Source organism: Magnetospirillum sp. XM-1 (genome assembly GCF_001511835.1).
Classification (GTDB): Bacteria; Pseudomonadota; Alphaproteobacteria; order Rhodospirillales; family Magnetospirillaceae; genus Phaeospirillum.
The window spans coordinates 1572146-1583816 of sequence record NZ_LN997848.1 but is presented as its reverse complement, the minus strand read 5'-3'; the positions used below and the strand labels follow the sequence as shown (position 1 = coordinate 1583816).

5 protein-coding genes and 1 tRNA gene are annotated in these 11671 nt (G+C 67.2%); all 6 read left to right on the top strand.

The features are described 5' to 3' along the window. Window positions 1-3: 3 nt before the first annotated feature. The gene (glpX, locus tag XM1_RS07430) at window positions 4-996 is read left to right on the top strand and encodes a class II fructose-bisphosphatase (RefSeq protein ID WP_068432083.1); all 993 of its coding nucleotides are present in this window, start codon (window positions 4-6) and stop codon (window positions 994-996) included. Further along, window positions 993-2768 carry a single-stranded-DNA-specific exonuclease RecJ gene (gene recJ, locus XM1_RS07425; protein WP_068432080.1) on the top strand — a complete coding sequence of 592 codons (1776 nt, stop codon included), beginning with the start codon at window positions 993-995 and terminating at the stop codon, window positions 2766-2768. Before glpX ends, recJ begins: the two co-directional genes overlap by 4 nt. Before the next feature lie 71 nt (window positions 2769-2839). Further along, window positions 2840-2915, top strand: a tRNA-Glu gene (locus XM1_RS07420). A gap of 441 nt (window positions 2916-3356) precedes the next feature. Continuing rightward, window positions 3357-5927 (top strand): PAS domain S-box protein, encoded by a 2571-nt coding sequence (locus tag XM1_RS07415; protein WP_068432077.1) that lies wholly within the window; start codon window positions 3357-3359, stop codon window positions 5925-5927. Next, the gene (locus XM1_RS07410) at window positions 5924-7159 is read left to right on the top strand and encodes a PAS domain S-box protein (RefSeq protein WP_068432075.1); all 1236 of its coding nucleotides are present in this window, start codon (window positions 5924-5926) and stop codon (window positions 7157-7159) included. The genes XM1_RS07415 and XM1_RS07410 overlap by 4 nt, the downstream gene beginning before the upstream one ends. Next, window positions 7156-11670, top strand: a complete 4515-nt coding sequence (locus tag XM1_RS07405) for a PAS domain S-box protein (protein WP_068432073.1) — start codon at window positions 7156-7158, stop codon at window positions 11668-11670. Before XM1_RS07410 ends, XM1_RS07405 begins: the two co-directional genes overlap by 4 nt. The last annotated feature ends 1 nt before the right edge of the window (window position 11671 follow it).

The window sequence follows — 11671 nt, the reverse complement described above, 5'->3', positions numbered from 1 at the left end:
GCTATGTCCATTTATTCCGCCACCCTGCCCGTCCTTGACCGCAACCTGGCGCTGGAGGTGGTGCGCGTCACCGAATCCAGCGCGCTGGCCGCCGCCCGCCAGACCGGACGTGGCGACGAACGCGCCGCCGACCAGGCCGCCTGCTCGGCCATGCAGCACGCCCTGAACGGCCTGGCCATGGAAGGCGTCATCGTCAACGGCGAAGGCGACGACCCCAGCCAGCCGCTGCACACCGGCGAGAAGGTGGGCAACGGCAAGGGCCCCAAGGTCGACATCGTGCTGACCGCGCTGGAGGGCCGCTCCATCTGCGCGCGCGGCGCCCACAACGCCCTGTCGGTAGTGGCCATGACCGAGGAAGGCAGCTTCCTCAAGGTGCCACAGCACTCCTACATGGAAAAGATCGTGGTCGGCGCCGGCCTGCCCGCCGGCCTGCTGGACCTGGATTCCACGCCCGAGGAGAACCTGTCGCGGCTGGCCGAGGCCAAGGGCCTGACCATCTCGGAACTGACCGTCAGCGTTCTCGACCGCCCCCGCCACGCAGAGCTGATCGAGCGCCTCTACGCCGCCGGCGTGCGGGTCACCCTGTTCGATGACGGCGACGTGTCCGGCGCGCTGGCCGCCGGCCTGCCCGGCTCGGGCGTCGACGTCTACATGGGCTCGGGCGGGGCCGCCCAGGGCGTGCTGGCCGCCGCCGGGCTGAAATGCCTGGGCGCCCAGATGCAGTGCCGCCTGCTGTGCCGCTCGGAAGCCGATCACGCCGCCGCCCGCCGGGTCGGCATCGGCGACACGCGGCGCAAGTGGAACATCGACGACATGGTGCGCGGCGAAGTGATGTTCGCCGCCACCGGCATCACCGACGGCCATGTGCTGAAGGGCGCCCGCCTGTTCCCCGGCAACCGGGCGGAAAGCCATTCCCTGGTCATGCGCTCGGCCACCGGCACCATCCGCCACTTAAGCGTCCAGCACGACCTCAGCCGGAGCCATCTGCCCGCATGAGCCATACCCAGCCCGCCTTCCTGGGGGTGGAGCGCTCGCTGTCCGGGCGGCGCTGGCTGGCGCGGCCCGGCGACGAACGCCTCGCCCTGGCGCTGTCCCAGCGCCTCGGCCTGCCGGAACTGGTGGGCCGCGTCCTGGCGTCGCGCGGCGTGGGCCTGGACGAAGCCGAGCGCTTCCTCAACCCGACGCTCAAGGACCTCCTGCCCGATCCCGGCCATCTGAAGGGCATGGAGCAGGCGGTGGAGCGGCTGGTCCGGGCGGTGACCCGGGCCGAGACCATCGGCATCTTCGGCGATTACGACGTGGACGGCGCCACCTCGTCGGCGCTGCTCAAAAACGCCATGGACGGCATGGGCGCCCGCACGCGGGTCTACATCCCCGACCGCATCAAGGAGGGCTACGGCCCCAACGCCCCCGCTTTGCTCCGCCTCAAGGACGAGGGGGTCGGCGTGGTGGTCACGGTGGATTGCGGCACCACCGCCTTCGACGCCCTGGAGACCGCGACCCAGGCCGGCCTCGACATGATCGTCGTCGATCACCATGTGGGAGAGACGGCGTTGCCCGCCGCCCTGGCGGTGATCAACCCCAACCGCCTGGACGAGACCAGCCCCCATGGACACATGGCGGCGGTGGGCGTCGCCTTCCTGCTGGCGGTGGGGCTCAACCGCGGCCTCAAGCAGGCCGGCTGGTACGCGTCGCGCCCCGCCCCCGACCTGATGCGCTGGCTCGACCTGGTGGCGCTGGGCACCGTCTGCGACGTGGTGCCCCTGGTGGGCGTCAACCGCGCCCTGGTGGTCCAGGGACTCAAGGTGATGGCACGGCGGGGCAATGTGGGCCTCGCCGCCCTGGCCGACGTGGCCGGGGTCAAGGAGCGCCCCGATTCCTATACGCTCGGCTACGTGCTGGGGCCGCGGGTCAATGCCGGCGGCCGGGTGGGCGAGGCCGAGCTGGGCACCCGGCTGATGTCCACCGACAATCCGGCCGAGGCCGCCGAGATCGCCCGCCAGCTGGACGGCTACAACAAGGACCGCCAGGAGATCGAGGCCGCCGTGCTGTACGACGCCATCGAACAGGTGGAAGGCCGCCCCGACGACGGCCGTCCCCTTCTGATCGCGGCGGGCGAGAACTGGCATCCCGGCGTCATCGGCATCGTCGCCGGCCGGCTCAAGGAGCGCTATGGCCGCGTCGCGTGTGTGGTGGCGCTGGAAGGCGACCAGGGCAAGGGCTCGGGCCGCTCGGTGTCCGGCCTCGATCTGGGCTCGGCCATCATCGCGGCGCGCCAGGCCGGGCTGCTTCGGGCCGGCGGCGGCCACGCCATGGCGGCCGGCTTCACCGTGGCCTGCGACAAGCTGGACGCGCTGTCCGACTTCCTGGCCGAACGCCTCCAGGCCCAGTTGGAAGGCGAGCTGGTGCCGCTGCTGGAACTGGACGGCGCGCTCGACGCCGGCGCGGCAGGCATCGAACTGGTGGAAACCCTCTCCCAGGTCGGCCCCTTCGGCTCGGGCAACCCGGAACCGCGCTTCGCCATCTCGGGCGCCCGCATCGCCAGGGCCGATGTGGTGGGCTCGGGCCATGTGCGCCTGATGCTGGCCGGCGCCGGCGGCAAGCGCCTGAAGGCCATCGCCTTCCGCGCCGCCGATTCCGAGATGGGCCACGCCCTGCTGTCCTCGGCGGGCGCCGCCTTCCACCTAGCCGGAACCCTGCGCGTCGACACCTGGCAGGGCAATTCGTCGGTCCAATTGATCGTCGACGACGCGGCAATCGCACGCTGATACGAAAAAGTCCGAATACGGCCTTGATTTTCCCCGCCGGGGCGGCTATCAAGTCGCCCTCGCGCCTCGACGTCCCCTTCGTCTAGAGGCCTAGGACACCGCCCTTTCACGGCGGCGACACGGGTTCGAATCCCGTAGGGGACGCCACGCGAATTTCTCAGCGAGCCAAGAACTGCCAAGAGCGGTTCTACGTCCAGGTTGGGCCCTCCGGCGGTCCGCTCCGACGGTCCCTGGCAAACTCGCGAGAACGATCCAGCCTCCCACCATAGCGCTCCGCCCGGCCCGGATTACGGCGAGGTGAGCATTCGCGAGCGTTTACAAGGGCCTTGAGCCCCAATCGGAACGGCGGACAGGCATCGCCCAAGAGTTGATTCAGCCCTGGGGCTGAGGCATCATTCACAATCCAGACATGATACGCGGCAAATTCATTTACCACCATCTGTTGTCGCGTTTATATTCCTTTGGTATTAATACGATGATTGCGAGGTCTGCGACTTAGGATAGGAGCGCCTGGGTCCAGACTCCGCTCCGAACCAAAGGAGCCAGCCAGGGATGGCTTGCCTCATGCGAAGTATGTGAGATGCCGTCATGATGCCCTCTCGTACCCGCTTCGTGGTCGTCACGGTCCTGGCTTACGCAATCGGGGCGTCGGTTTGGATTCTCGTGTCGGACTCGGTCATGGCGCTGTTGCTGGACCCCGAGACCATGACCCGATTCGCCAAGATCAAGGGCCTGGCCTTCGTCACCGTTACCGCGGCTCTTCTTGGCATGGCCATGTTCCGCATTCCCGCCAGGGGGATGAATACGGACGGTGCGCCGCACATATCCTCCTTGTCTTCGACCGTCGGTGGAATGGTCAAGGGAATGAGGCTGCGAAATTACCTGGTCAGGCTGATCCTGCTGAGCGGCGCCCCCTTGCTGGCCCTGGCGGTCGTCCTGGGCGCCCTCACCATCCGGGACCGGGAGGCCGAGAGCGAGGCACAGGCCGAGTCCATAGTCCGGGACGTGATGGCCGAGATCGATCAGAAGCTGTCCTCGCGCCTGGGGGCGCTGGGCATGCTGGCCAATTCCCCGCTGCTCGACGAGCCGGCGTTGTGGCCGCAATTCTATCGGCTGGCCCAGGAGTTCAAGGCCGGCTTCGGCAGCCATGTGATTTTGGCCGAGACGGGCGATCCCATGCGCATGGTGATGAACACCCGCGAACCGTTGGGCACGCCGCTGCCGCCATTGCCGCGCCCTCAAGGCAGGGCCGCCGCCCCGGAGGCCCTGGCCACCGGCAAGCCGGTCGTCGGGGACTCCTTCATGGGGCCGGTATCGAAAAGCCCCCTGATCGCCATCGCCGTCCCGGCCGTGAGAGCGGGCGCCGCGACCCGACACATCGTTCTGACCACCATCGAGACGGGGCAGTTCCAGCAGCACCTCGACCGGCTGCGGCTGCCGGCCGGGTGGTCGCTCGCCGTGCGGGACGGCCGGGGCTCGACAATCGCCTCGCGCGGCCGCGGCGGGGACGACGTGGCGGACGGCCGCAATCACCTTTCGGCGCCATCCTCGGTCGCCGGATGGACGGTGGCGCTGACCATTCCCCGGGACGTCCGCAATGCACCGGCGATTGCCGCCTCGATCCTTTTGGGGCTGGGCCTGCTGCTGGCCGGAGGCGGCAGCGTTCTGGGCGGCCTGTGGGCCAGCCGCACCATCGATCGCCAGATCTCGAGCCTGGCCGACGGAGAGGAAAACGCGGCGGCCCCGACCATCGCCGAAATCGTCCGGGTCCGTCAGCGTCTCGACCTGGCGGCCGAGCAGATCCGCGACAACCAGGAGCGCTTCGCCCGCCTGTTCGAGGCGGTGCCCGTGGCCCTCGGCTTCTCGACCTTTGACGGCCGGATTCTGGCCCGCAATCGCCATTTCGATTCGGTGTTCAGCCGTACGGCGACGGAGCTTGCCACCATCGACGACTGGTGGCGCCAGTCCTATCCCGATCCCGAATACCGGGAGCAGGCGAAGGCCTCGTGGAGCGAAAGGCTTGCCCAAGCCATCGCTGAACGGGGCCCCATCGCGCCAGCCGAGGTCTGGATCGTCTGCGGCGACGGGCGCCGGCGCCTTTTCGAGGTCTCGGGCATTGCCGTCGATGACGGCGCGCTGGCCATTTTCGTCGATGTCACCGAACGGCGGCAGGCGGAGGAGGCTCTGCGCCACAGGGCGGAAGAGATGGAGCTCCTCCTCCATCAGGTGAGCGATTCCGAGGAGAAATTCCGCCTGCTGGCCGAAAACGCCATCGATGTCATTTTCTGGGCCGATCCACAGCAGCGCCTGCGCTACCTCTCGCCGGCCTGCCGGCACGTATTCGGGCGTGCGGTGGAAGATTTCCTGGCGGACCCGAACCTGATGACCGCCATCATCCATCCCGACGACCGGGACGCCTATGTCAGGCATCTGGCCGAAGCGGACAACCATGTGGGGGAGATGGAATTCCGCGTCGTCCATCCCGACGGCGCCATACATTGGGTGGCCCACCGCTGCTGGCCGGTCCATGCCGCCGATGGCGCCCATCTGGGACGGCACGGGATCAACCACGACATCACCGACCGCAAACAGGCCGGTGTCGCCCTTCGTGAGGGCGAGGAGCGTTTCCGGCAGTTGTTCGAGCACGCGCCGATCGCCCTGTCGACCAGCGACCGGGACGGGCGCATCGCGCTGATGAATTCGTCCTTCATCAACTTGTTCGGCTACACACCCGCCGAAATGCAGACGGTCGAGGACTGGCGGCGACTGGTCCTGGTCGATCCGCAGCAGCGTGAATTCGAATCCCTTGACCGGGCCAATAACTGGAAAGGCGAATCCGGCCATTCGTCATCCATGGAGTTTCACGAGCAAACCGTGCGATGCCGCGACGGTTCAACCAAGACAGTGCTCCTGAGCAGGCGGAATCTGGGCGCCGACATGCTGCTGGTTGTCGTTGACGTCACCGAGCGCAAGTCCATCGAAGCGAACCTCATGGCGCGCAACGAGGATCTGAGGCGTTTCAACAGCGCCATGGTCGGCCGGGAGATCGACATCCTCGCCATGAAGAAGACCATCAACGCCCTCTCGGCGGAACTCGGCCGCGCCCCGCCCTATCCGCTGTCCTTTCTGCAAGACGAGCACGGAAGGCCGACGTCATGACGCCCCGCCTGCTGCTTGCCCTGCTGCTTCCTTTCGCCGCCTGCGGCTTGCAGTTGCTGCTGTGGGATGACCTGATCAAACCCTATGTGTGGTTCCTGTTCTTCCCCACCGCCTTCGGTTCCGCCTGGCTTGGCGGCAAGCGAGGCGGCATCGGCGGCACGCTGATCAGCGCGCTGCTGGTCTGGTCCGTGTTCATGCCGCCGCGCTTTTCCCTTGCGCTGGAACAGGCGTCGTCGATCTTCGCCATCGTTATCTTCGTCCTCCAGGGCTGCCTTCTGTCCTGGTTCTTCGAGCGCTTGCGCAAGACACAGGAGCTTGCCCGCGCGGGCTACGACGCCACCTTCGACCAGGCGGCGGTGGGCATCGCCCTGGTGGCCCCCGATGGCCGGTGGCTGCGCGTCAACCGGAAACTCTGCGCCATCATCGGATACAGCCGGGAAGAGCTGCTGGCCAAAACCTTTCAGGACATCACGCACCCCGACGATCTCGATGCCGACCTCGAACTGGTTCGTCGCATGCTGGCGAAAGAGATCGACACCTACACCATGGAGAAGCGCTATCTCCACAAGGATGGCGACGTCATCTGGGCCAATCTGACCGTCTCGCTGGTTCGCACGCCCGATGGCGTCCCGGACCACTTCATCTCGGTGATCGAGGACATCTCGAAGCGCAAGGCGGCGGAGGCGGCGTTGCGCGAAAGCGAGGCGCAATTACGTCAGGCCGAGGCCCTGGCCAGCCTGGGGCATTGGAGTTGCGACCCGCATTCGGGCGCACAGACGTGGTCGGAGGAAATCCATACGTATTTTGGGCGAGATCCGGCGCTGCCGCCAGTCGCCTTGCCCGAAATGGAGCCGTACTTCGTGGCGGAAAGCTGGGCAAGGCTTTCCGCCATGGTGAAAAGAGCCGTGACCGACGGATTGCCATACGAATGCGATGCCGAACTGGTGCGCCCGGACGGCACGCACCACTGGGTCACCGTGCGTGGACAGGCCATCCGCGACGCCGCCGGGCAGGTTGTCGCCCTGCGTGGCACCATGCAGGACATCACCGCGCGCAAGCGCGTCGAGGACGACCTGCGGCATCGCAACGAGGAGCTGGAACATTTCGATCAGCTGACGGTCGGCCGCGAGCTGCGAATGATCGAACTCAAGCGCGAGGTGAATGCGCTGGCCCAGGAACTGGGCCGCGCACCACCCTATGCCATGGGCTTCACGGACGAGGTGCCCGAGTGACCGCCCCCTCCGATACGGCGTCCTTGGCCGCGCTCGAGTCGGCGGAGCCCCCGTGCCTGGCCACCATCCCCCCCGAACCGGGGGAGCGCCGCATCGCCCTGGCGGTCCTTGCCGCGGCGGCCGCCGGCTTTCTCGCCGCCGCGCCCTTCGCCAAGGTGCAATGGCCGCAGTACTGGGCCTTTCTGCCCCTCTACCAATCCGCCTACATCGTAATCTCGCTGATCACGGCCGTGTTGCTGCTCGGCCAGTTCCGCTTGCTGCGCTCGCGCGCATTGCTGGTGCTCGCCGGCGCCTATTTCTTCGACGTGCTGATGGCGATCGCCCATGCCTTGAGCTTTCCCGGCCTGTTCGCCCCGACCGGGCTGCTCGGGGCCGGGGTACAGACCACGGCCTGGCTGTACTTCCTTTGGCACGGCGGGTTCCCCCTGGGCATCGCGGCTTACGCGTTGCTCCGTGGCGGCCGGCACGATGCGCTGCCGCCAACGGCCAATATCTCCACCGCCATCGGGACGATGGCTCTGACGACCTCAGCGCTGGCCGGGGGGCTGACGCTGCTGGCTACGGCGGGCCACGACTGGCTGCCCCGGATCATGGTCGGTGACCTGGACGCCTCGAACAAGCAGGTTGTCGCCAATCTCACCTGGCTGCTGAGTCTGGCCGCCGCGACGGCGTTGTGGCGCCGCCGGCTGGGCACGCTTCTGGATCTGTGGCTGACCGTGACGGTCTGCATCTGGATCTTCGACAGCGCCCTGGCCGCCGTGCTCAATCACAGCCGTTTCGACATCGGCTGGTATCTGGGACGCGCCGAGGGGCTGGTTGCGGGCAGCCTGGTCTTCTTCATGTTGCTGCAGGAGAATGGGGCGCTCTACGCCAGGCTGGCGCAGCTGCGCCTCGCCGAGAACCGGGAAAACCGCGAGCGGCTTGCGGACAGCGAGGAGCGGTTCCGGCGCCTGTTCGACGATGCGCCGGCGGCCTTCCGGCTGACCGCCCCCGACGGTCGCATCCTTGCGCACAACCGCCGCTTCGAAATGCTTTTCGGCTATACGTCGGCGGAAATACCGACCATCGAGGCGTGGTGGTCGCTGGCCTATCCCGACCCGGCCTACCGCAGCAAAGTGATCGCCAGATGGGACGCCGCCCTGCACGCATCGGCCGAAACCAACGGCAGCATCGAAATCGGTGAATTTCGTGTCGTGTGCAAGGATGGGGGCGAGCGTCTGGTCGAGATCAATGGCATCATGGTGCCGGAAGGCGTGCTGACCGGCTTTCTCGACATCACCGCCCGTCACCGCGCGGAACAGGTCACGCGCCTCCTTCTCAACCAGCAGAAGGCCGCGCGGCTGGCGACGCTCAATCAGTTGGACGACGTCAACGCGGCGCGCCGCTCCGCCGAAAGGATGGCGGCGGCCTTGCAGGAAAGCCAGGAACGCCTGCAACTGCTCGTCGACCACGCACCGGCGGCTCTGGCCATGTTCGACCGCGACATGCGCTACATCGCCGTCAGCCATCGCTGGCTGAGCGATTACGGCCTCGGCGACCGGGAGGTTCTCGGCCATTCGCACTATGAGATATTCCCCGACACCCCCGACCGCTGGAAGGAGATATATCGGCGCGGCCTGTTCGGCGAGGTCGCGTCCGCGGCCGAGGACCGCTTCGAACGCGACGACGGCAGCGTGTTGTGGCTGCACTGGGAATTGCGGCCGTGGCGCACCACCGGCGGCGATGTCGGGGGTATCGTCATCTTCTCGGAAGACATCACACGGCGAAAAATCGCCGAGGATGCCTTGCGGACCGCCCTTGACGAGCAAAGGCACGCCCAACTGGCGGCGCTCAGCCTGATGGAAGACGCGCAGGCCGAACGGGCCCGCGCCGAATCCGCCCTTGAAACCGTGCGCAAGCTCTCCCTGGCGGTCGAGCAAAGCCCGGACAGCATCGTGATTACCGACCTGGACGGGACGATCGAATACGTCAACGACGCATTCCTGATAATCAGCGGCTATACGCGGGACGAGGTCATCGGCCAAAACCCGCGCCTCCTGCAGTCGGGCAAGACGGCGCCCGAGAATTTCGCGGCGCTCTGGCAGGCCCTGAGGCGGGGCGAGACCTGGAAGGGCGAGTTCCATAACCGGCGCAAGGATGGCGAAGAGTACATCGAGTTCGCGGTCGTCACCCCCATCCGGCAGCCGGACGGGACCATGACCCATTACGTCGCGGTCAAGGAGGACATCACCGAGCGCAAGCGCCTGGAGGCGGAAATCCAGCAGCATCGCCACCATCTGGAGCAGTTGGTCGACGAACGCACCGCCGAGCTGAAATCCGCCTACGGCAAGCTGCAAGACATCGAGTTCGCCATGGACAGCGTCGGCATCGGCGTTCACTGGATCGATTGCGAGACCGGGCGCTTTCTTTACAGCAACGAGGCCGCCGCCAAGATGCTGGGCTACAGCGTCGAGGAGATCAACCGCCTTGGCGTCCCCGACGTCACCCCCTCGGTTCCGATGGAGGAGTTCAGGCGTATCAACGAGCGCATTCGCCGGCAGGGAAGCCTGAGGTTCGAGACGGAACGCGCCACACGCGACGGCCGGAGCATCCCCGTCGAAGTGACCGCGTATTATTTTGCCGGCATGTCGGGTGGTTCGGGCAAGGTCATCGCCTTCGTCACAGACATCAGCGCACGCCGCGAGGCGCAACGGAAACTCGAAGAGGCCAAGGCGGCGGCCGAGGCGGCGACCCGCGCCAAAAGCTCGTTCCTCGCCAATATGAGCCACGAAATCCGCACGCCGCTGAACGCCGTGCTGGGGCTGGCCCAGCTCGGCATGCGGGATTCCCATGGCCGCAAGAACTGGCAGCAGTTCGAGCGCATCATGGAATCCGGCAAGGGCCTGCTGACGGTGCTCGACGACATCCTCGACATCTCCAAGCTCGAGGCCGGCCGGTTGACCATCGAGAGCATTCCCATGGTTCTGGGCGAAGTCATCGACCGCTCCGTACAGCTGGTGGCGTTGCGAGGCGACGCCAAGCACCAATCCTTCACCGTCGAGGAGGCCCCGGACCTGCCGGAATCCTGCCTGGGCGACCCGGCCCGCCTGCAGCAGGTGCTGGTCAACCTGCTGAGCAACGCCACCAAGTTCACGCCGGACGGCGGAGCCATCGCGCTGTCCGTCTCGCGGCAGGCCGACCAGCTGGTGTTCGACATCGGCGACACCGGCATCGGCATCGCCGCCGAGGCGGCAGACCGTTTGTTCCTGCCGTTCGAGCAGGCCGACCTGTCGACCACGCGCCGGTTCGGCGGCACCGGTCTCGGATTGGCGATCTCGCGGCAGCTGGTGGAGATGATGGGCGGCTCGGTGGCCGTGCGCAGCGTGGTCGGCCAGGGCAGCACATTCACGGTGCGCCTGCCGATCCACGATGCAACCGCCCGCGAGCCGAGGCCCCTGCCCGATCTGCTGCTGTTGGGGTTGCCGGCGGCCGAATCGGCCATCGTCGCCCGCGCCTTCCCCCACTGCCGGGTGGAGACGAAGCTCGACCATGTTTCCGCCGACGACTGTCTGGTGGTGGTCGACCGCGCGGTGCTGGACGATCCCCGCTCGGGGGACCAGGCCCAAGCGATACTCGCGCGCGGCGGCCGTCTGGTGGCGGTGGTTCCGCCGGCTCACGGCCCCCTGCCGGCACGGTTCGTCAACCATGTCGCCGTCACCGAGCGACCGGTGCGGACCCGCCACCTCCTGGCCGTCCTGGCCCAGCCCGAACCGGCCGCCTCGGTCCACCGGACGGACAAGCGCCTGAGCGGTCTGCGGGTGCTGGTGGCCGAGGACAATGAGATCAATCGCCTCGTGGTGGACGACATGCTGACGGGGGAAGGGGCCGGAGTCACCTTGTGCGAGAATGGCCGCCTCGCCCTCGACGAGGTGCTGCGGCAGGGGGAAGCGGCTTTCGATCTGGTCCTGACCGACGTCCAGATGCCGGAAATGGACGGCTACGGTTTGGCGCGCGCCATGGCGGCGGCGGCTCCGTCCCTGCCGGTGATCGGGTTGACGGCCCATGCCATGATCGAGGAACGGACACGCTGCCTGGAAGCCGGCATGGTCGAGCACGTGGCCAAGCCGGTGGAGCTGGAGGACCTGATCGCCGTGGTTCTGCGCCACGCCACGCCGCCAGAGGACAGTCCGCCGCCGCCGGCCTTCGATTGGTCCAAGCTGGAAGCACGCTATGGCGGGCGCAAGGATTTTGTCCGCAAACTGGTCGAGACTGTGCTTTCCGCCCATGGCGACCTGCCGGACAAGCTGCGCCGTGCCGCCGTCAATGGCGACCTGCCGGAATTGGCCATGCTGGCCCACACGGTCAAAGGCACGGCGGGCAATCTGGGAGCCGACCGCCTGCGGGAAAAAGCGGCCGCCACCGAGCATGCCGCGAGAGAAAACGATGCCGGCGCCGCCACTTTCGCACAAACCCTTGCCGATTCCTTCGCCACGCTGCTGGACAGCCTGGCCGACCGCTTGAATGGAGAATAAG